This is a genomic window from Polaribacter sp. Asnod6-C07 (assembly GCF_045063625.1).
GTDB lineage: Bacteria > Bacteroidota > Bacteroidia > Flavobacteriales > Flavobacteriaceae > Polaribacter > Polaribacter vadi_A.
On record NZ_JBEFOF010000005.1, the window covers coordinates 3,868,013 to 3,888,987 of the forward strand.

At 29.0% G+C, this 20,975-nt stretch carries 17 protein-coding genes; 1 reads left to right on the forward strand and 16 read right to left on the reverse strand.

All coding sequences use genetic code 11. The annotated features are described in order from the left end of the window. Nucleotides 1–77: 77 nt before the first annotated feature. The 16 genes from ACJJVK_RS16890 to ACJJVK_RS16965 all read right to left on the reverse strand — a co-directional run bounded on the left by ACJJVK_RS16890 (nt 78) and on the right by ACJJVK_RS16965 (nt 17,431). A complete protein-coding gene (locus ACJJVK_RS16890) occupies nt 78–2,102 on the reverse strand; it encodes an FAD-dependent oxidoreductase (RefSeq protein ID WP_405568221.1) in 2,025 nt (674 codons plus the stop codon). Between the two features lie 120 nt (nt 2,103–2,222). Beyond that, nucleotides 2,223–2,930: a pirin family protein gene (locus ACJJVK_RS16895; RefSeq protein WP_405568224.1), complete on the reverse strand. Its 708-nt coding sequence runs from the start codon at nt 2,928–2,930 to the stop codon at nt 2,223–2,225. A 132-nt stretch (nt 2,931–3,062) separates the two neighbouring features. Continuing rightward, nucleotides 3,063–3,932: a pirin family protein gene (locus ACJJVK_RS16900; protein ID WP_405568227.1), complete on the reverse strand. Its 870-nt coding sequence runs from the start codon at nt 3,930–3,932 to the stop codon at nt 3,063–3,065. 111 nt (nt 3,933–4,043) lie between these two features. Further along, nucleotides 4,044–4,481, reverse strand: coding sequence for a MarR family winged helix-turn-helix transcriptional regulator (locus ACJJVK_RS16905; RefSeq protein ID WP_405568229.1), 438 nt, complete (start codon nt 4,479–4,481; stop codon nt 4,044–4,046). A gap of 245 nt (nt 4,482–4,726) precedes the next feature. Next, complete coding sequence (locus ACJJVK_RS16910; RefSeq protein ID WP_405568230.1) at nt 4,727–4,975, reverse strand: glutaredoxin family protein; 249 nt, start codon at nt 4,973–4,975, stop codon at nt 4,727–4,729. Nucleotides 4,976–4,977: 2 nt separating this feature from the next. Further along, nucleotides 4,978–5,511 carry an NADPH-dependent FMN reductase gene (locus tag ACJJVK_RS16915; RefSeq protein ID WP_405568233.1) on the reverse strand — a complete coding sequence of 178 codons (534 nt, stop codon included), beginning with the start codon at nt 5,509–5,511 and terminating at the stop codon, nt 4,978–4,980. Between the two features lie 101 nt (nt 5,512–5,612). Further along, nucleotides 5,613–6,014, reverse strand: a complete 402-nt coding sequence (locus ACJJVK_RS16920) for an OsmC family protein (RefSeq protein WP_405568235.1) — start codon at nt 6,012–6,014, stop codon at nt 5,613–5,615. 477 nt (nt 6,015–6,491) lie between these two features. After that, the gene (locus tag ACJJVK_RS16925) at nt 6,492–8,180 is read right to left on the reverse strand and encodes a hypothetical protein (protein WP_405568236.1); all 1,689 of its coding nucleotides are present in this window, start codon (nt 8,178–8,180) and stop codon (nt 6,492–6,494) included. A 346-nt stretch (nt 8,181–8,526) separates the two neighbouring features. Further along, on the reverse strand, nt 8,527–9,051 hold the full coding sequence (locus ACJJVK_RS16930) for a hypothetical protein (RefSeq protein WP_405568239.1): 525 nt from the start codon (nt 9,049–9,051) through the stop codon (nt 8,527–8,529). Between the two features lie 241 nt (nt 9,052–9,292). Next, nucleotides 9,293–10,528, reverse strand: a complete 1,236-nt coding sequence (locus tag ACJJVK_RS16935) for a DUF6638 family protein (protein ID WP_405568240.1) — start codon at nt 10,526–10,528, stop codon at nt 9,293–9,295. Nucleotides 10,529–10,572: 44 nt separating this feature from the next. Beyond that, on the reverse strand, nt 10,573–11,157 hold the full coding sequence (locus ACJJVK_RS16940; RefSeq protein ID WP_405568243.1) for an NUDIX domain-containing protein: 585 nt from the start codon (nt 11,155–11,157) through the stop codon (nt 10,573–10,575). After that, nucleotides 11,150–12,289, reverse strand: coding sequence for a hypothetical protein (locus ACJJVK_RS16945; RefSeq protein WP_405568245.1), 1,140 nt, complete (start codon nt 12,287–12,289; stop codon nt 11,150–11,152). Before ACJJVK_RS16945 ends, ACJJVK_RS16940 begins: the two co-directional genes overlap by 8 nt. Nucleotide 12,290: 1 nt before the next feature. Beyond that, nucleotides 12,291–14,249 carry an AAA family ATPase gene (locus tag ACJJVK_RS16950; protein ID WP_405568248.1) on the reverse strand — a complete coding sequence of 653 codons (1,959 nt, stop codon included), beginning with the start codon at nt 14,247–14,249 and terminating at the stop codon, nt 12,291–12,293. 71 nt (nt 14,250–14,320) lie between these two features. Next, on the reverse strand, nt 14,321–15,364 hold the full coding sequence (locus ACJJVK_RS16955) for a hypothetical protein (RefSeq protein WP_405568250.1): 1,044 nt from the start codon (nt 15,362–15,364) through the stop codon (nt 14,321–14,323). Continuing rightward, complete coding sequence (locus ACJJVK_RS16960; protein ID WP_405568252.1) at nt 15,365–15,916, reverse strand: hypothetical protein; 552 nt, start codon at nt 15,914–15,916, stop codon at nt 15,365–15,367. A 171-nt stretch (nt 15,917–16,087) separates the two neighbouring features. Beyond that, nucleotides 16,088–17,431, reverse strand: coding sequence for a microtubule-binding protein (locus tag ACJJVK_RS16965; protein WP_405568254.1), 1,344 nt, complete (start codon nt 17,429–17,431; stop codon nt 16,088–16,090). A gap of 245 nt (nt 17,432–17,676) precedes the next feature. Here ACJJVK_RS16965 and ACJJVK_RS16970 point away from each other — a divergent pair, with 245 nt between their 5' ends. Further along, on the forward strand, nt 17,677–20,973 hold the full coding sequence (locus ACJJVK_RS16970; RefSeq protein WP_405568257.1) for a T9SS type B sorting domain-containing protein: 3,297 nt from the start codon (nt 17,677–17,679) through the stop codon (nt 20,971–20,973). Nucleotides 20,974–20,975: the final 2 nt, after the last annotated feature.

Below are 20,975 nucleotides of genomic sequence, written 5' to 3' on the forward strand. Positions count from 1 at the left end.
TTTTTTAAATGTATATAAGTTTAGATTCTATTTTTATTAAAAACTTGCGTTTCAAAATTAAATTAATAAAAATATAATTACAATTTAGCCGCTAATCTTGCTCCTTGATTTATAGCTCTTTTTGCATCTAATTCACTTGCAAAATCTGCACCTCCAATTACATGTACATTTTTACCTATGTCTAATAAAGGTTGATAAAGTTCTTTAAATGGTGTTTGACCTGCACAAATTACCACATTATCTACATCTAAAACTATTTGCTCATTATTTTGAGTATAATGCAAACCATCATCGTCAATTTTATTATAAGTAACTTCACTTATAAAATGTACTTTTTTCTTTTTTAAAGTAGATCTATGAATCCAACCAGTTGTTTTACCAAGGTTACCACCAAATTTACCTTTACTTCTTTTAAACATGTAAATTTCTCTTGGTGATTCTTCAAACTCAGGTTTTACACCTTCAACTCCACTTCTAGCTTTTAAAGAATTATCAATACCCCATTCTTTTAACCAAGCATCAATATTTAATGCTGTAGATTCACCTTTATGAGAAAGATATTCTGAAACATCAAAACCTATACCTCCTGCTCCAATAACTGCAACTCTCTTTCCTACAGGTTTTTTATGTCTTAAAACATCAATATAACTTAACACTTTTGCATGATTAATACCTTCTATCTTTAATTCTCTTGGCTTTATACCTGTTGCTAAAACTATTTCATCAAAATCTGATTCTTTCAAATCATCCTCAGAAATTTTGGTGTTTAATTTAACATCAACATTATGCAAATCAATTTGTTTTTGAAAATAACGTATTGTTTCGTAAAATTCTTCTTTACCAGGAATCTGTTTCGCCATATTAAATTGTCCCCCAATTTCTGTTGAAGCATCAAACAAAATAACAGAATGACCTCTTTTTGCAGCAATTGTTGATACTGCTAAACCTGCAGGCCCAGCACCAATTACAGCTATTTTCTTTTTATTATCTGTTGGATTGTAGTTCAATTCTGTTTCATGACAAGCTCTTGGGTTTACTAAACAACTAGCTACTTTTTGCTGAAATACATGATCTAAACATGCTTGATTACAACCAATACAAGTATTTATTTCATCACTTTTATCAGCTTTTGCTTTATTTACCCATTCTGGATCTGCTAAAAAAGGACGAGCCATAGAAATCATATCAGCATCTCCTTCTGACAATATTTTCTCAGCAGTTTCTGGCATATTTATTCTATTAGAAGTAATTAAAGGAATTGATAATTCTTCTTTCATCTTTTTGGTAACCCATGTAAATGCTGCCCTTGGAACTGATGTAGCAATTGTTGGTATTCTAGCTTCATGCCAACCAATACCTGTATTAATAATTGTTGCACCTGCTTTTTCAATTTCTTTACCTAATTGTACAACTTCCTCCCAAGAACTTCCATTTTCTACCAAATCTAACATTGATAGTCTATAAATAATGATAAAATTTTTACCAACAGCTTCTCTAGTTTGTTTTACAATTTCTATTGGTAAACGCATTCTGTTTTTATAATCTCCACCCCAATTGTCAGTTCTTTTATTGGTTCTTTTTGCTATAAATTGGTTAATTAAATACCCTTCAGAACCCATAATTTCTATGCCATCATAACCTGCAACTTTAGATAATTTTGCAGAGTTTACAAAATCTCTAATTGTTCTATTAATACCAGATTGAGTTAATTTAAATGGTTTAAATGGTGTTATTGGCGATTTTATTTTTGATGGTGCAACACTAAAAGGATGATAACCATATCTACCTGCATGCAAAATTTGCATACAAATTTTACCTCCTTCTTTATGTACAGCTTCTGTTATTTTTTGATGATGAATAGCATGTTTTTTTGTAGACATTCTTGCCGAAAAAGGCCCTGTCCAACCTTGTATGTTAGGAGATATCCCTCCTGTTACTATTAGGCCTACACCTCCTTTTGCACGTTCTGCATAATATGCAGCAATTTTATCAATTCCGTTTTTTTCTTCTTCTAAACCTGTATGCATAGAACCCATTAAAATTCTATTTTTTAAAGTTGTAAATCCTAAATCTAAGGGTTCAAAAATGTGCTTGTATTTCATATCTTTTGGAATTAATTTTATTATGCATGCATAATACTTTGCAAGATATGTTTATTTTATGAAATTAAAAAGCCAAAGAATTGTATTCTTTGGCTTGTATAAATTTATTTGAAATATGTTTTAACTCATTGGAACATCAACAATTAGTAATTTACTGTTTTTTAATGCTTTTAAAGTTACATTTTCTGTATCCTCTATTCCTATTGCATCTCTATTTACTAAAGTTTCATCTGCAATAGAGACTGAACCATTAATTAAAAAGAAATAGGCTCCATTTTTTAATTTATATGCTGTTTCAAATCCTTTTTCTAAATCAATCATAAAAATATATGCTTGCTGATTTATTGATAAGGAACCTTCTACTTCTTTATCTTTTGGAGAAACCAACGTTTGAAATTTATTTTTTCTTTCTGATGCTAAAAACTCTTTCTGATTATAATATGGAATAACTTCATTTTTTTCTGGAATTATCCAAAGTTGTAAAAAATTAACCTCAACTGTTTTACTATCGTTAAATTCTGAATGTGTTAAACCTGTACCTGCACTCATAACTTGTACTTCACCTACTTCTATAGAACGTTTGTTATTCATACTATCTTTATGAGAAAGTGCGCCAGAAATTGGAATAGAAATAATTTCCATATTTCTATGAGGATGTGTACCAAAACCCATTTTTGGTTGTACAACATCATCATTCAAAACACGTAACATTCCAAAATTCATTCTTTCCGAGTTTTGATAATTAGCAAAACTAAAAGTGTGATGCGATTTTAACCAACCATGATTGACAAAACCTCTTGTATCTGCTCTGTGAATTGTTTTTTTCATAATTAATACTTTTACAAATTGCTCTACTTTAGTATTTGATACTATTTGCGTTAGCGATTGAAATGGCATCCTTTTTTGTTTTTTACAAAAAAGATATAATGGAAAGCGCGACCTTTAGGTAACGCCCAAAAACTAATACAAATATCCCATTTTACCTTGCTGATAATCTCTCATAGCTTCTAAAATTTCGGTTTGAGTATTCATAACATAAGGGCCATATTGCGTTACTTTTTCTTTGATTGGTGCTCCTGATAAAATTAATAAAGTACTTTCTTTTTTAGCGTCAAATTTTATGGTATTTCCATCTTGATTGAACGTAATCATTTGATTTTCTCCTTTTTTTAGAACATCAGAATTATTTACCAAAATTTCTCCATCTAATAAATAAATTAAAGATTGATGATTTTTTGGAATTTCGATTTCTATATTTCCTTCTTCATTGGCATTTGCTGTATACACATTTACTGCTGTTTGTGTTTTTATTAAACCTGTTTCATTTTTTAGATTACCTGCAACTATGTTTATTTGTACTTTTTTATCATCAGAATAAACTGTTGGAATTTGTGCTTTTTCTAAATGTTGATAATGAGGAGTTATCATTTTGTCTTTTGCAGGAAGATTCAACCATAATTGAATTCCTTCTAAATCGCCACCTTTTTTTACAAATTCTTTGGTTGGTGCTTCTGCGTGAATAATTCCACGTCCAGCAGTTGTCCATTGCACTCCACCAGCTTTTACAATCATTTCATTACCAAGTGAATCTCTGTGTAATTGTTCGCCTTTAAATAACAAAGTTATGGGCTCAAAACCTCTGTGTGGATGAGGCCCTAAATCAAAAGGATTATTAAATTCTGAAATTGCATAAGGACCATAATGATGTAACAATAAAAACGGATCTACATTTTCTAAGCCTTGTGTAGGCAATGGTTGACGTAATTTTATGGATCCCATATTTACTAATGGGCTTGTTACTTTATGTTGTATTGTTTTGTAGTTTTTCATAATTCTTTTGCTTTTTAATATTCTCTATACAATTTCGATAAAATCGAAATCACTGGAACTGACAGCCTCCATATCATATATTTTCCAAGGAAAGTATTTAGATAATTTTTTTTATCTAATTTTATCTAGAAGATTGCTTAAAGTTGCAGCTTCTTTGTCTGTAAGATTATCTAAAAATGATAGGTTTTTATAATCGTCAATTGTCAATAATAATTCTAAACCTTGGTTTGTAATTTTAACATAAACTACTCTTCTATCCTCTTCACAACGTTCTCTTTCTATTAGGTTTTTATCGCACAACTTATCCATTAAACGAGTTGCATTTGGCGCTCTTTCAATCATTCTATCTTTTACAATTTGCACTTTTACTCTTTCTTTTGCACCTCTTAAAATTCTTAAAATATTGTATTGTTGAGGCGAAATTCCATAAGGTTTAAAAAAATCTGTTTCCCTGCTGCTTAGCCAATTAGCTGTATATTTTATATTTATTAAAGCTTTTACTTTATTACTTATAAATTTCGATTTTATGTCTTTTGATATATCCCCCATATATTCAGTATTCAGTATTCAGTATTCAGTGTTCAGTGTTCAGTGTTCAGTGTTCAGTGTTCAGTGTTCAGTGTTCAGTGTTTAAAATTAAAAAACTTCGTTAAGCTTACTCTAACGTTTAATTATTTTATTAAAATTTTTGTTTCTTGTTTCTAAAACATAAAAAACACACAATTACATAGAAAGCATTAGGTTTTGTTCTAAACTGAGTCTCTAATCTTTTTCTTTTCTCTAAAATCAAAAGATTACGCTCTCAACTTTAAATCTTGCATTATTTTATTAAACTCTTCTGTTGTAGGTGTTAAAAACACTTTATCATCTACAAACAAAGTTGGATACTTTGCTACTCCATTGTATAATTTTTTGCTGTGCTCTCTTGCTTCAACATCCTTAGAAATATCTTTATAAGTATAAGGAACATCTGTTGAATTTAAGAAATTTTTAAAAGCAACAGTATACGCGTGTCCTGCTTTTCCATATAAAACTATCTTCATAATTATTGATTTACATTGTTTTCGAACTCTACAACTTTTGATTTTAAAGCTACTAAAAGTTCTTCGTTAATTAATTTACCTTCTTTAAAATTATCGTAAAAACTTGGTAAAGAAAAAGTGGTAATTGTTTTTGCTCCTTGTCTTGGAAACCTTTGTTCTGCAGCTGCAAGTACAAACCTACCTCCCATTCCTCCAGGAGAAGTTGCCATTAATAATAGTGGTTTTTCTCTAAATACATTTACTTCTAATCTTGAGCTCCAATCAAAAATATTTTTAAATGCAGCTGCATAAGAACCATTGTGTTCTGCTAAAGAAAGGATAAAGCCATCGTAATTATTTAATAATTCATTGAACTTTATTGCATCTTCTGGAAAACCTTTTTGTCCTTCATCTGTGCTATAGATAGGGAAATTAAAATCTTTTAAATCTACCACATCAAAAGTTGCATTTTCTAAATTTTCTGCTGCAAAAGTTGCCAATTGTTTATTGATTGAAGTAGAACTTGTGCTACCCGCAAATGCTAATATTTTTTTCATTTTTTATTTTGTTTTTAAAGTGTTCTCGATACAATTTTTCAAAAAAGAAAAATTACTCGAAATGACATACTGAAAACTGAGACTACCAACTAGCTAATGAACTACTGAATACTAGTTGCTATTTCTGTTTCTCCTTTTACCATTTTTGCAACCGGACATTTCCCAGCAATTATTAACAATCTTTTTCTTTGCTCTTCTGTAATTTCTTTTTCAAAAGAAATATCTTCTTCTAACCATTTTTTAATTCCATTAGCAGTATGTTCTTCTTTTTGAGAAACATTTACCGTTATTTTTCCTACATCCCAACCTTTTCTTTCTGCATACATTCTTAAAGTTATAGATACACAACCACCAACTGCCGTTAATAAATATTCAACTGGAGTTGGCCCATTGTCATCTCCACCAGAAGCAACAGGTTCATCAATTGTTAAAAAATGATTTCTTGTTTTTGCTTCTGCTAAATAATTTTTGTTTGATAAAACTATTTCTGATGTTTTTTCCATTAGGATTGTATTTTTTTGTTTGTAAAAGATGATGTTATAAATAAAAACATAACAATTTTTGCTACCAAATGTTATCCATCATCTTTTATAATTTTGTGTAAAAAAGCTAAACTAAACGTAAAGAAAAACCAGCATCAGACCATTCTTTTATTAGTTTTCATAAAAATTTAAATAACACAACAAAGTTACAATAAATTAAACTATTTACCAAGGAATATAAATCCAAGGAAATATATTTATATTCAAATTAATAAAACTTCTCCATAAAGTTAAGATGATTATTGGAAGTTATATCTACAATAGAATGCTAATTAATTTTCTATTTCTCTTATCAAATTAAATAAGTTGGCAAACTAGTTTAGCCCTGATTGAGCGACCTGTTTGAGCTCTTTTTTGTTTTTTCAACAAAAAAAGCGAGTAGCGAAAGCAGGAAATAGCTTCTAAAAATCAAAAGATTGCTTCGTAAACTCGCAAACATTAATTGTTCATCTTAATAGAATCTATCTGCTTTTGTAATCTTTGTATTTCTTGAATCTTTTTCTGTTGATTAGACAACAGCTGAATAGAATCTAATATTGCTCTGTTTTGCTCTAAAATGGTTTTCTCTTTTTCGAAATAAATATTCTGATTTTCGCTACTTCTCCAAGCTTCATTTAGTTGTAAATATACCTCTTCATTCCATTTACTTGGATGTTTGGCATCAATCCAAACTACATCTCTGTATTCACTATCAATTAAAGCCAAATCTGGAGTTGCAGAACCATCAAACTGTGAGTTTTCCTTTTTAATGGCAGATATTGTACTTAAAAAGAACATACGTTTTCTACCTGCAATTTCTTTAATATAAGGTCTAAATTCAACAGGTTTATTTACAGACCAATCGTATTCTTTTCTAGATTCAATTACCTTTAAAGGCATTGCAGAAACCCCTGCATACCCTTCTTTTTTAGAAGCATGATCGTAAAAATACAACGCATTTGTACCATCTGCAGGTATAAAAACACTAAAGGTTAAACTGGTTCTTTCTGAGCCAACTGGCTCTAAACCAAACCAATGATACAAACCACTGTAAGCACCTGTTTTGGTATCTGAAAAATCGAAATCAGTTACAAAAGGCTGCTGATTTTGATCGTCTGCTAAATCTGGAATTTTAACAGCAGTCTTCATATTCCAAGGTAATGGATCTGAAAAACCTGCTAAAAATTTTAAACTTTCTGCTTGTAAACGCGACACTTTTTCTGCTACTGTATTTTGTCTTGTTAAATAATTATAATTTTTCATTTCATCTGGTGAAATGTATTCTCCTTTACCAATGGTAATTCTTTCTAAATAATCAGAAAAAGTATGTTCTCCATTTTCGATAACCATAACTCCACCAAAAGTTGGATAAGGAAAAAAGAAACCTTTCCATTTAATTAAACTCACCACTTCTACCCAAGCACCTTTATCATTTTTCATATAATACGTATCACTTGGTTCGTAGTTGAACAACATCCAAGGGTTTAAACGTTGCACAACTGCATTGTATGTATTTCTACTAAATTTTAAAGATTCGCCAATTGAGAAAGTAACAGGAATTCTATTTTCTGATGAAAAACGTGGAAATGGTGTTGTACTTGATACAGAAAAAACTTCTTCTGTATTGTCTTTTAATCCTTGCCAATAGTATTTTTCTGTTGGCTGAATTGCCATTGTCCATTGATTAGAATCGTCTATTCTTACCAAATGTGGTAATGAAACATCTTTGGTTTCTCCCACAGATTCATTTGCCATAGAAAAAATATTTCTTAAAGGCTGAATTCTTTCGTTTTGGGTTAATGGTAATTCTACAATTTCTATTCTGTTTAAATCGTTAAATACATTATAGGTTTGCATATAATTGTACATTTTAGAATGAAAACCTATATAATAAATAGCTCCAAAAAATAAGGCTAGAAAAAATAAAATTCCAATTCTACTCCCTGTTTTTGCTGATTTTCTAAACCTTCTTAATCCGAAGAATAAAACCGAAAAACATAAAATTATTATGAAAATAAATTTTCTAAAAAATAATAACGCAGGTTGATAATCGTCTCTTAAAAAGAAAAGTAACCCAATGAATACTATACTTAAAAGAATGACTATTCTTTTTTGTTTTGCTCCTTTATTCCAATAATTTTTTATCATTTTAAAGCCCACCTTAATCCTCCCAAAGGGAGGAAACTTGCAGCGTGAGTTACTGTGTTTTATATTTTTATAAATTAATTTTCACTTTCTTTATTTACCTGAATAATGCTACCAATCATTGCAATGCTTATAGAAATTAAAGATATAAATGGTAGTAAGTTTCTCCACGCAAAATAATTATTCTAATCTAGAATAATAAATTGAATACTAATTAAGGCAATTTCAGAAATTAGTACAACATATCTAACTTTATTTCCCATAACGATAGTTTTAATTAAAATTTAAATATTTAGAAATCAATTCACAAATATTTTTTACTGATAACTGCCAACTGAAGACTGCATACTTATAACAATCCTTTATCTTTTAATCTGTCTCTAGCACTTTTTTGATTTTCTTTTGGTGCTTCTTTAATTTCTTCTTGAGCTTTTTCTATGGCAACTGGTTCTTTATTCTGAATATCTTCGATAAAATCTTTTCCTTTTTCGATAACATCTTGAAATTTATCTTCTAAAGATTCTGATTGTTCTTCGATTACTTCTGATGATTTAAAAATAAAACCTGCAACATAGGTACCTAATAAAGTACCAAAAATCATGGAAGCAAATAAAGAAATTGTTGCCAAATCTATAGGAATTAAAAAACGAGTTATAATGATACCTATTAAAAAAAAGGCAACAATAAAAATCAATCTTAGAAAAAATGATTGTTGGTATACAAAACCTTTTTTATCTGTAGGTTTCATTTGTAATTCTTTGGAGTTCATTATTTTATTAAAAAAACGATATACTCCATTTGTTTGAGATTCTCTCCAGAAAATAACGGCTCCAAATAAAATGGATGCTATGAAAATTATTAATTCTAATGTCATATTTTTTTATTTATCCTGCAAGATTTTGTACACCTTGTTGGTTTGTTATATTTTTTTGATTTTATGTTTTAACGCAACTTGTAAAAAATAGATTTTATATTGATTAGATTTTGATTATGTATACCTGCCAGGTTTTTGAAACCTGCCAGGAAATGAATCTTATTTTTTCTTTTTATAAATATACAATTTTCTAGATTCAACTTCATTTTTCAATTTAAACTTCTATCGTCAATATTTAAATCTAAAACTCACTCATAATCGTTTCTACAACCCAATCTTTTTTTGATTCTTGCCAGGTTTTAAAGTTCTGATAAAAATCTTCTTTGTCATACCAATACCAAAACAATACATCTTTTGGAGCTATATTAATTAGTAATTTCCAAATTAAATCTTGATGATTTGGTCTTAATGATGAATGTGGTTTGTGTAATGAAAAATAAAATTCTTCATCTACAATATCCTTAATTTTAATATCTGGATTGATTTGTTTTTTCTCCAAATATCGTTCTACACTCATTACTTTTTTTCGTGTTTTTATATCAACCTTATTCAAATAACTTTTAAATAACATTTTGTCTTTTAAAATATCGTTTACCGGATGTTGTGTTTCTTTTAAAGCTTCTCCGAAAATAAATTTCTTAATTCGTTCATATCTTTTTGAGGTAACTTCCTTAGTTAAATCGCATTCAATAATTACGTGATCTCTTAATTGTGTAATCAATTCTGGTTGTGAAATATGAAACATCAAAACATCGTAAGTGGTGTCGTTAATTGCTTCTTTATATGCTTCTTTATCCTCAAAAACTAGAATTGGAGTTATAAAGTTTCTTAACAAATAAATACCTCCAAACGCCTTGGTATAAAATGAATCTGATGTATAAATAATAGACTCTAAACTAATATCTCTTTCTCTTAAATCACCATATTTTTTTGCTGATTTTAATAATTTTTGATGTAAATTTTCATCAATAAAATTATTGTCTTTATGAAACGCTTCTATTAGTTTTAATTGCTCTTTTTTTGCTTTGTGCAAATTATCTATTAAATGAAATTTGATTTCTACATCTATATATTTTAATACATCTAAAGGTTCGTAAAATACATCAATACTTTGATCAAAATCAATACAAAGTGCAGAATCTCTTGTTATATTTTGAATTTTTTTTGAGTGTGTTCTAAACACTAATTTCATTAATTCTACATCAAAAGAATGAAAAGGATTGTAAATTGGCAAACCTTTTTGCAAAGGTGTAATTATTATTGCATGCGGATTTGCTTCACCATTATTTAAATAAAATACCTCATTTTTTTCTTCTGCAATTTCTGGGCTCCAACCAATTCCGTCTATAGAAAATGAAGTCAATTTGGTTTTTGTAAAACCTAATTTTTCTAAACATTTATTATAACGTTCTACTAATTTTCCGCTGATGGGAATTAGTTCGCTTCTGTATAAATTTGCTTTTATTAGTTTTTGCATTCCTTTTTGTCATTCCTGCTTACGCAGGAATCTCATAATTAATTTTACATTAACTTATTAATCTGTAAATATTGCAATAACATAATTGTTCTTGCATCAATAATTTCTTCGGTTGCTATCATTTTTAACGCGTCTGAGAATTCAGTTTCTAACACTTCTATTTCTTCATCTTCTGCTAATACTCCTCCTCCATTTTCGGTTTTATTTTCATCAGAATATTCACCAATAAAAAGATGCACTTTTTCGTTTACAATACCTGGAGATAAAAAAACCGTACTTATTCTTTTAACTTTATCTATTTTGTATCCAACCTCTTCTTCAGTTTCGCGAATAGCAGCACTTTCTGGAGATTCATTTTCATCTATTGCACCACCAACAACTTCAATCGAAAATCCATCAGAAATTCCGTGAACATAAACAGGTACTCTAAATTGTTTGGATAAAATTACTTTATTAGTTTTAGGATTGAATAACAAAATGGCAATCCCATCACTTTTACCATAAATCTCGAAAGTTAGGTTTTTTGATGTTCCACTCTCAAAAGTATAGTCAAAATTAATGTCTTCTAATTTTCCCCAACCATTCGATTTTAAGGTTGATGAAACGTTATTTATTTTCTTTTTATTCATTATTCTCTTCATTTTGCAAATCTTTCCATTTAATATTCCAATCAAAAAGAATATTTTTATTTACTAAAAAAATTTGAAACTTATTAAATACATCAATGAGACCTTTATTAGGAATTATTTTACCATTTGATTTATAATAATATCCTTCTGAAATCATTTGATGTATTAGTTCTGAATTCTCAATATAATTTTCTCCAAAAATTTCAGAAAATTTCCCACTAATATTTTTAATGGAAACATTTTCCTTTTTTATTATTTTAAAATATTCACTGATAATTTTTTCTCCATCTTCAATATACCTCTTAAAGATAATTTCATGCCCGTAATTAAATTTATCAATATTTTCTTTTTTAAACTCTTCAACTATTTTTTTTCTCTTTTTTAATTTTTGAAAAAATTTTATTTTATTTAATGTATAAATAATAATAATCAGAATAACTATCCAAAAAAAAAGAAAAAATGTTCCTCTAGCAAACTGTATCCAAATATTACCCTCGAAAACATTATTTATATATCCAATATCTTCCTTTTTATCTTTAACTTCAGATAAAAAAATATCTTTTTGACCAGCAATTTTACCAAGAGACATAAGTTTTGGTTCTTCTTCTATATTATGTAAAACCAAAAACTTAATGATTAAAAAATCATTAGGTTCAAATATTAATTGATTAAATTCAACTTTTTGTTCATCTAGTAAATTAATACGAAAATAATCTTCTAAATATTTACTGTTAGAATCTATTAGTTCAGGTTTTTCTATAATTTTTCCTGATTTAACTTTTATACCTATTGGCGCTCTTTTATCAAAATATTCAATTAAAATCTCTCTATCTCCATTATTTATAAGCTTTAATGTATAAACTTTTAAGTTTGACTTTGTAGTTTTTAAGCTAGTACTATCATAAAGAATGTCTAATTTCCCAATATCTTCTTTTAAATCTAATACATTGATATTAGATAAAATTTCAAACTCTAAATTTGATTTTTTATCATATATGAATGCATAAATCGTAAGGATAGTTGCAATGAAGCTAATTATTCCAAAAACAAACTTAAAAAGGTTACTTTCTAACAAGTTAGTCTTTATCTTTTGGAGAGTAGAATTATTTATTCTCGATTTATCTTCTTTCATATTATTTTTTCTCAAATTGTTCTCTCGCTTCTAAATCTATATTTAATTGATTTACTCTTGCATCAACTTTACGTTTAAAATCGGTATCTGCAATAGTTGCAACATTGTCTAAATATCTAACAACTTCTTGTCTTCTAATTTCAGAAAAATCGAGGCCTTTCATATTGGCTTTCATTAATTCTTGTAACATATTAAACTTCGTTTGATAATCTTTTTTAAAGTAAATTCCAGGATTATCGAACCAATCTTGTTCTAAATCAAAATCTGTTAATCGCAAAGAAATTGCAGACTGAATGTTTCTAACATCTCTAGATGAAAAGAATGGAAATATATTTTGAATTTCTTTATACAAACTTGCAAAAAACGAATGTTCGTTGGTTTTATGATTCTGACTTGCTTTGTCATAGGCTTCTAAAACCCTTGCTTCTGATGGTTTCTCTATTGCATTTAGAATTTCGCCCATACTTTTGGTTAAACCTTGATCTTGTAAAAAATCATAATTTTTAGGATTTTGCATATTCACAAAATCTGGAATTGTTTTTTCAAATTTCTTCCACCAAATGTAATCTTGATCTAAAAAATCGTGCTCAGTTCTTGCTCCATCAATCTTAAATCTACCTTGAATTCTAGAAATTACAGCCTTGTCTAACATTTCTGGCAAATTGGTAAATAAACCTACTGAAGAATTTCCATAATTTACGGCATAAGCACCTTCTGTATATCTTAAAAAAACTCCAATAACTTCCTTAACTCCTGCAGAAACACCTTGTGCAGTTCTTTCTTGTAAATTATTTTCTGCATCATCAATAGGCGCAAAAATTATTTTTGTAGGATCTTGCATAGGTTTCATCCATTCTACCATTTTTTCTGCAGAACCTCCTTGAAAAGTTGAGATTAACGTGTCAGGCATTGGATGAAATAAAAACGGAATATCTAAATTGTCACAATGTTCTTTTAAACGAGTGGCTATGGCTGCAATTAGCATCGATTTTCCTGTTCCTGGAATTCCATATCCCATAAAAACAGGCATAAATCCACCTAATTCTTGAAACGGATTTTTCTGTGCCTCAAAATCATAACTCAGCATTCTTTCTGTTAATCTACGTGCAAAATGTTTGGCATCTTTGTTACCTACAATTTGCTCGAATTGAATTTTATTAAATTCAACACTTTTTGCTGTACCCTGAAAAACATTTTCCCAACCAGAAACTGCAAAATCAGAATTTTCTAGTTTGTATGTTCTATCAACAATGGTTTCTGTGTGTTCTAAACTACTTTTACGTAACTGAATTTCATCAATTAAAGCTTCGAAATACACTACTGTAAAATCGATAACATCTTTATCTGATTTTATGATTTCTGGATGCCCAAGGTATTTATCAAAATAAAATAAAGCACAAGCAATTCCTTTTAAAGGTGATAAAAATGATACTTCTGGAATACCTGCAAACTTTTGTTTCATTACAGATAAATCATCTGAAGCAACAGGTTTTAAATCGTGCAAAATTTTATAAGCAGTTGCAAATAATTGAAATGCTGTTGCTGTTTGTAATTTACTTTCGAACTCTCTTTTTTGGGATGAATTTAATGCTGATTTACGTTCGTTTAAAGAAGATAAACCTGATGCATCATAATAGGAATCTTTAATCCAAATTCCTAAAGTTAAGCCTTCTTGCACTGCAAATAAAGTCTGATTTAAATGCACAGGAATTGCAATTGAATCTGGCAATAATCTTTTTTTAAGTGCTAAAATGGTTTTAGAAACAGATGTAATTTCTACATTACTTCCATTATTTGCTCTTGATAAATACAGTAAAATAGAATCGTCTTTCGCATCTTTTTCCCTACTTTTTGCTTTATTACCTTGCTCCCATTGAACGGATTTTATATAATCTGTAGCTTCATCACGAAGCATATCTAATTCATTTTGTTTTATAGGGAAAGTTGAGTTGTGTTCCATTTTTTTTTAGCTTTTAGCAATTTGATTTTGGCTGTTAGCCACTTACTAATTTTGTAATTCTTTTTCAAATTTTATTTAACTTTCAAATTTGCCATTTGAATAGGTTCTTTGGCTAAATTATCTAGTGACCTAGGAATTTGATTGTGCAAAAGTTGAATAATTCTATGTGGTGCAAAAAGGTATTTTTGTTTGATAACATCACTCCATTTTTGCATTGTCTGTTTTGAGAAAAATCCGCCTTCTGTAAATGTGTCTCCAGAAAAAACTTCATCAATAGTTAATGATACAGCGTAAGACTCTAAAGAAACTGTTTTGCTCGAAATCCCGCCTAAAATTGCGTGAGTAATTAGATTTTCATCCTTAGCAAAAACGTTGTGTAAAGGTCCAAGATCTATTCTTTTGATGTGTTTGGGTTGAATTCCTGTTAATTTTCTATCAATATTATAAGCCATTGTGTCTAAAGACATTTCTCTATCTGCACTTTCTTTTAAAGTTTGATAAATTTTTTCTTTATCCTTAATCGCATTATTTCCATCGTAATTGAAATACATAAAACAGATAAATGGTCTATTATGACTAACATCGTAAAAACTCCAGCTTGTTACATAATCATAATTTGCATCTTTTGGAGCCTCTAAAATTTTACCTTGCACAAAGCGATTAAAGATGTATTGTCTTTCTACAGAAGTGTAATAAATTATTGATGATGCTTTAAATAATTCTGTTTTTTTAATTGGTTTCTTTTTTCTTAAAAGCGTATCTAAAAATTGTTCTTTTAAAATACTTGTATCTACTAATTTATCTAAGTATTGTTTTCTAAGCTCTAAATCGTTATACAGATATCTAAACTCTAAATAATTAGGAAAACCAGAATCTGTTAAATCTACTTTCATATTATCCTCTTCATCATACATATACTTAATACGCATTGCTTCAATAGAATATAAAAGTAAATCTGAATATTGCTTAAAAAACACCACTTCTTGCTGGCTGCACAATTGCTCTTGTTGTATTCTTACAATGATTTCTTTTAAAACAAAATCTACCATTTTGTGATAAAAAACGTATTGTTCTTTGGTGTTTAAAACAGCAGAATCTAAAGGTGTTGTTATCATTTATAAATGGTTATTTTTACTAACAATAAAGTGAAATTCTCTTTCTAAATCTCGTTTCAGTTTTTTTAAACCACTCCTCATTGCAAAATATGGAATACCAAACATAAAAGCAGCGTGAATAATTATAAATGGAATTGCAATATAACTTCCATCATCAAAAGAATTTGCATTAAAAAAAAAGCTTAGTATAAAAACTGTATAAATCAGTATTGCAAAACCAAAAAAGAAATACATAAAATTATTCCAAGATTTTATTTGTCCAGTAACTATTAATTTATCATCCTTTTCTCTATAATTTCCTGTAGCTTTTGCAAAACCAAACTGCCTATCAAAAAACCTTTTACGTTTTCTTATTTTAAACCCTGAGTGATTTGCTCTACCCTTAAAAACGTTTTTACTTTGTGAGAAAATTTCAAAAGCACTAGAAAAAAGACTATCAATATCATCTTCATCAACGTTCTTTCTCAAAGCTGTAACAAAATCATTTTTATTTGTATTTAACGAAATTGAAAAATTGTCAATTAGTTTTATTTTTCTTAAAAACTCTTCCATAATCTAATTTGATATTCTTTTAGCTATTTAAAATGAACTACCTTTTTAAAGAAGCCTGAGTTAAGGATTGAAATGGCATCCTTTTTTCTTTTTCTGAAAAAAGATATAATGGAAAGCCTGACCCTGATTTTTCATCAGGGAAACGCCCTTCAAATAATTTTCTTTTAAAAATTAGCTTAACATATCATCATCAGAAACCTCTTTTTTAGGTGCTTCTGTTGTGGAATTATCTTCTAAAACTGGAGTTTCTTTATCAGCTTTATAGAAATCTTCGAAAATCTCTTTCATATCAATTCCATATCTGTCTGCAAAGTTCTTTTGAATGTCTCCATCCTTTTCTCTAATTTCTTGTAACGCTTCTGCATAAGTGCTGTACACACCTTTCATTACTTTTTCGTGAACAGGAATATTATCCATCATTTCTTGACGAGCTCTGGCACTTGCAGAATGCATTGACGCTAAAGTTGCACCTATATGTTCATCGGTTTTTACTCCTAAGTGTTCTAAAATAGCCGCAAATTCTTGATCTGTTCTTGCTTTTAAGGCAACTACATATCCATCATAATACTTTAATCTCTCTTCAGTATCTGACTTTAATTTTGCTCTGTGTGTTTGTAAATTAGAACGTAAAGAAGTTAATACTTTAATGGTTAAATTATGTTTATGCACAAAACTATCTTTTGAGGCAGCTAATGTTGTATACGCATTTTTAAGACCTTCTAACTCTTCTACTTTTTGCTCAAAAGTGGTTACTTTACCTATGGCTTCTGAATATTCTGTAGATTGTTTGTCTGCAATTTCATCTAATTCTTGACGAGATTGTTTTAATAAAGCATATTGCTCTTCTAACTTACCTTCTATTTCTTTCTTTTTTTCTAAAGCTTTGGTATGGTTTTTAGAAGCCTCTACTATAGCAGTTTTTAACTTTTCTTCTACTTCTTTAATTTCTACCTCTCTATTTTTTAAACGACTAACAGCGGCTTGAGATTTGTAAGAGAGTTCGCTCAATAATGTTTGAATATCTGCACTTTCTATACGTTGTTGAAACATTGCTTTCGCTTTATTATCAGCTCCTGATCTAATTTTTTCTGCTTCTGCAAACTCAACTTCTTCTTTTTTAATCTTCGATTTACGTCCCCAAAGGTTATTCCACCAAGTATCTGGTTTGTTTTGTGCATCTTCTAATTCAATTCTTGCTCTTTCTAGTTCTTTTTGAGCATCATCTATAACTTTTTGTTCTGTTGGGTTTAATGCCGAAAACTTTTCGAACATTATACCAACTTCATCTTGATAATCTGTAAGGTCTTTAATTGCATCTAAAAGCGTTGTTCTATCTTTTTCTGCCATGTGCACAACATCATCTAAGGTAGCATTTAAGATTTTTTGACGTTGTTGAGGGTCATCTTCTTGAGCCAATTTAGACTTCATAGTATCTACAGCTTTACCCCAATTTACATCTACCTTTTCAGTTTTTTCAGCAGAATTAGTTTCTAATAAATCAAAATCATCAGACATATTTTTTTAGTTTTTAAGGTTGTACAATTTTTAGACAAGCAATTTCGTTATTTTTTTTTAGTATAAGAAATAATATTATCACTAAATATATGTTGTCAAAATTTAAATTTTGTTACAATTATTTTTACTTTTTTAAGAAAAATCTTACTTAAACTTTAAAATCATTAGTATTTAACATTGTTAAAAAAAATATTTTTCAATACTTTTTAAATATATTTGAACTCTTATTTTTCTAAAATTCTTAAATGAAGAAATTATTACCTTTTTTTATATTTATTTTTACAATTAATTTATTCTCTCAAAAAGAAGCTAACATTTGGTATTTTGGTCAAAATGCTGGTTTAGATTTTAGTACTAGTCCACCAACAGCACTTACAGACGGTCAAATAAATACAGATGAAGGTTGTTCTTCATTCTCTTCTCCTACTGGAGAATTACTCTTTTATTCTGATGGTATTGAAGTTTACACTAAAGAGCATCGTTTAATGACTTATTCTGATGGTAGTTTGGCTAATAATTTAAAAGGAAACCCATCTAGTACACAATCTGGTATGATTATACCTAAACCTGGCTCAACTACTATTTATTATTTATTTACAGTTGGTACAGATTTTGTTGGTAGTGCAAATAATCCGAATCCAGGTTTTAATTTTTACACTATAGATATGTCTAAAAATAGTGGCTTAGGAGAGATAACTAGAGGGCCTACAAATTTAGCTATTAATCCTAACACAAATACAGACAATAGCAGTATTTGGTCTGAAAAAGTAGCTGCTGTTAAAGGAGCTGATTGTAATGTTTATTGGGTAGTATCTTATGCTGGAAACACTTTTTATAGTTATAAAATTACAGATGCTGGAGTTGACATCAGTAATATAATAACAAGTCAAGTAAATTTTTCTGCTTCTGATAAAAGAGGGTATTTACAAGTATCACCCAATGGAAAAAAAATTGCTTTTGCAGATTTTAATTCTTCAGGAAGTAATATAAGTGGTAGTTTAGTTTTATTCGATTTTGATAATGCAACTGGTAAAGTTGATCAATTTTCATCAGAAACATTAATTTCAAGATTTTCAGGAGAATCTCCTTATGGAGTTTCTTTTTCTCCTCAATCTAACAAACTATATGCCTCTAGTTATAATGGAGGTTTTTCTGTTTTTCAATTTGATTTAGAGAGTAGTAATATTGCAGCAAGCAAAAAAACAATTGTAAATAGAAACGGATATAGAGGTGCTTTACAGTTAGCTCCTGATGGTAAAATATATGCATCCATTCCTGATTCCTTTTTTCTAGATGTTATAGAAAATCCAGATGAAGATGCTGATAAAGTTGTTTACACAGAAAATGCAGTAAATTTAAATGGTAGACTTACAGATGAAGGTTTGCCTCCATTTATATCATCATTATTATTACCTATCGAAATTTTAGATACTGACACTAATGTATCTATTAATAATACAGACGCACAATTTTGTATTGGTCAAGATAAAACCATTATTTCTGAAGACATTACAGGAACTGGAGCTACTTATAGTTGGACGTTTGATGATGGTATTAATCCGCCTACAGATATTACACCTACAACAAACCCAGGAACCTTAGTTTTAACCAACATTCAACTTTCTAATGCAGGAGAATATGCTTTAAAGATAGAAATAACAGATGATTGTGGTGTAGTTACGCAATATAATGGAACTTTTAATGTAGAAGTTTTTGAAGCTGCTTATGCTAACAAACCTGATGATATTTATTTTTGTGATATAGATAGAAATGGTTTTAATAAGTTTGATTTTCAAGCAGATTTAAATAATGAAATATTAGATGGTTTAGACCCAAAAGTTTTTGATGTTTTATATTTTAACACATTAGATGATGCCAATTCTGGTAACAACCCTTTACCAAATCCTTATAGTAATCCTACTGCATTTTCTTCTGAAACTATTTATGCTAGAGTTCAAAACACTAATGCTATAGATGCTTGTTTTGCAATTACTGATTTTGTTTTAGCTGTAACAGATTACCCAACACCAACACAACCACAACCTTATCGAATTTGTGATAACACAGAAAGTTCTAGTGATACTGATGGAATTGTAAATACCTTTTTATTAAATACTAAAGATTCTGAAATTTTAGGTTCTTTAAATAGTACTCAATATCTTATAAGTTATCACACCACTCAAATTGGAGCAGAAAATAATGATGTTGCAACAATTGTTGATAAAGACTCAAATTATTCAGTTACTAACTCACAAACTCTATATATTAGAGTAGAAAATAAAGATAATTTTGGTTGTTATGATGCCAATACAAGTATAGAATTAATTGTAGATTCATTACCAGATACAACTCAAGAAGTAGATTTGTTACAATGTGATGATGATTTAGATAGAGTTTCTACAGTAAATCTAACAGAAGCTGAAATTAGTATTTCTACCAATTCCCAGAATGAAACTTTTGAATACTTTGCAACAGAAACAGATGCAATTGCTGGCACTCCAGAAGTTGCTGATAAATTACGTTATCCTGTAAATCAAACTGGTGAAGCTTGGGTTAGAACAATTTCAGATCAAAATTGTTATCGTATTTCTAAAATAAATTTATCTGTAGAAGCTTCTGCAGATGTTATTTATTATAAAGAGTTTCCTGCTGTTTGTGATGATTTTTTACAAAAAGATGGAACAGATGGTACTTTAAATGATGATACTGATGGAATTACTAATTTTGATTTTAGTGATGCAAATACTGAAATTTTAGCATTTTTCCCAGTTCTATTACAACCTGATTTAGAAGTTTCTTACTACGAAACTACAGAAGACAGAACTGCTGTAATCAATGCTATTGTAGACATATCTAATTATAGAAACACAGCATATCCATCAAACATAACAAGACAAACAATCTATTTTAAAATTACAAACAAAAACAATAATAATTGTTCTGGAACAGGAGAGTTATACTTAAAAACAAATTCAGTACCAACAGCTGAAATAGTTCCAGATTTAGAATTATGTGATGACGTTTTAGATGGTGATACTGCAAACGGAATTGTACAATATTTTGATTTAGAATCTCAAACAACAGACATTTTAAATGGTCAAAATTCTGCTGATTTTACTGTAACCTATCACGATTCTAAAACTGATGCTAATTCTGGAATTGACGAATTAACTTCTCCTTTTGAAAACACAATTCGCGATTCTCAACCAATTTATGTTCGTGTTACAAATAATACAACTGGTTGTTTTACAGATCATACTTCTTTTAATCTAATTGTAAATCCTTTACCAATTGCCAATTTTGCTTGGGTAGTAAAAGGAGCCAATAAAACATTTTATCCAAATGCGAGTATCAATATTTTTAATAGATATGGTAAATTAGTGGCACAAGAACCTATAGACAGCCAAGGTTGGGATGGAATGTATCAAGGAAAACTACTACCTTCTGATGATTACTGGTATAATATTACACTTGTACCGCCTGAAAATTCGGGCAGACCAATTATTAATAAAAAAGGAAATTTCTCTCTAATGAGAAAATAAAA

Bases quoted from the DNA above. Each gene is read 5' to 3' on its own strand.
- ACJJVK_RS16890 (WP_405568221.1), bottom strand. From the start codon at position 2,102: ATGAAATACAAGCACATTTTTGAACCCTTAGATTTAGGATTTACAACT.
- ACJJVK_RS16895 (WP_405568224.1), bottom strand. From the start codon at position 2,930: ATGAAAAAAACAATTCACAGAGCAGATACAAGAGGTTTTGTCAATCAT.
- ACJJVK_RS16900 (WP_405568227.1), bottom strand. From the start codon at position 3,932: ATGAAAAACTACAAAACAATACAACATAAAGTAACAAGCCCATTAGTA.
- ACJJVK_RS16905 (WP_405568229.1), bottom strand. From the start codon at position 4,481: ATGGGGGATATATCAAAAGACATAAAATCGAAATTTATAAGTAATAAA.
- ACJJVK_RS16910 (WP_405568230.1), bottom strand. From the start codon at position 4,975: ATGAAGATAGTTTTATATGGAAAAGCAGGACACGCGTATACTGTTGCT.
- ACJJVK_RS16915 (WP_405568233.1), bottom strand. From the start codon at position 5,511: ATGAAAAAAATATTAGCATTTGCGGGTAGCACAAGTTCTACTTCAATC.
- ACJJVK_RS16920 (WP_405568235.1), bottom strand. From the start codon at position 6,014: ATGGAAAAAACATCAGAAATAGTTTTATCAAACAAAAATTATTTAGCA.
- ACJJVK_RS16925 (WP_405568236.1), bottom strand. From the start codon at position 8,180: ATGATAAAAAATTATTGGAATAAAGGAGCAAAACAAAAAAGAATAGTC.
- ACJJVK_RS16930 (WP_405568239.1), bottom strand. From the start codon at position 9,051: ATGACATTAGAATTAATAATTTTCATAGCATCCATTTTATTTGGAGCC.
- ACJJVK_RS16935 (WP_405568240.1), bottom strand. From the start codon at position 10,528: ATGCAAAAACTAATAAAAGCAAATTTATACAGAAGCGAACTAATTCCC.
- ACJJVK_RS16940 (WP_405568243.1), bottom strand. From the start codon at position 11,157: ATGAATAAAAAGAAAATAAATAACGTTTCATCAACCTTAAAATCGAAT.
- ACJJVK_RS16945 (WP_405568245.1), bottom strand. From the start codon at position 12,289: ATGAAAGAAGATAAATCGAGAATAAATAATTCTACTCTCCAAAAGATA.
- ACJJVK_RS16950 (WP_405568248.1), bottom strand. From the start codon at position 14,249: ATGGAACACAACTCAACTTTCCCTATAAAACAAAATGAATTAGATATG.
- ACJJVK_RS16955 (WP_405568250.1), bottom strand. From the start codon at position 15,364: ATGATAACAACACCTTTAGATTCTGCTGTTTTAAACACCAAAGAACAA.
- ACJJVK_RS16960 (WP_405568252.1), bottom strand. From the start codon at position 15,916: ATGGAAGAGTTTTTAAGAAAAATAAAACTAATTGACAATTTTTCAATT.
- ACJJVK_RS16965 (WP_405568254.1), bottom strand. From the start codon at position 17,431: ATGTCTGATGATTTTGATTTATTAGAAACTAATTCTGCTGAAAAAACT.
- ACJJVK_RS16970 (WP_405568257.1), top strand. From the start codon at position 17,677: ATGAAGAAATTATTACCTTTTTTTATATTTATTTTTACAATTAATTTA.